This is a genomic window from Neisseria sp. P0021.S007 (assembly GCF_051956855.1).
Genome location: NZ_JBQCXA010001426.1, coordinates 1 through 483 on the forward strand (window position 1 = coordinate 1; position 483 = coordinate 483).

General features: G+C 47.8%; 1 pseudogene. It reads right to left on the bottom strand.

What is annotated here, in order from left to right:
* Positions 1-43: 43 nt before the first annotated feature.
* Positions 44-255: pseudogene (locus tag ACTHUR_RS19525) on the bottom strand (IS30 family transposase); the annotation flags it as partial.
* Positions 256-483: the final 228 nt, after the last annotated feature.

Consider the following 483-nt stretch of genomic DNA (forward strand, 5'->3'; position numbering starts at 1 on the left):
GGTCTTCGCTTTTCTGATCTTTGTCATCAAGGGTATTAGCCTACCCATCACCAATACGGAATTTTTGCTCAACCATGGAGGGACGTTTTCCATGCCGACGCGATCGTGCATTTGGCCTTAGGTCCGTATGCCGCCGTATCGTTTGCAGTAGGGTTTGCTGCATATTCCGAGCTGTTGCCACAAAGTACCGCCGTTGCTTTTGTCTTGGAGGAGGTTGCGGCAAACGGTGTCGTGATGGGGTGTCATTCGATGATGGTGTGGTGGCAGGACAGGTCTTAAATGTGGTATCGTTCTTCTTGGGTCAGTTGCGTGTGGTTTGGTAATCTTTCTTGTAGGAAAGGCCATACTGCTGCATCCCGGTTCCGTTATGGAAAGTTTGCCTTTCAAATCCGAATCTGCTGGCCTCTATTTATCATTATTTAATCGCTCCAAGGATATTTAAATGAAACGGGAAACCATTGCCCTGCATGCAGGCTATCAATC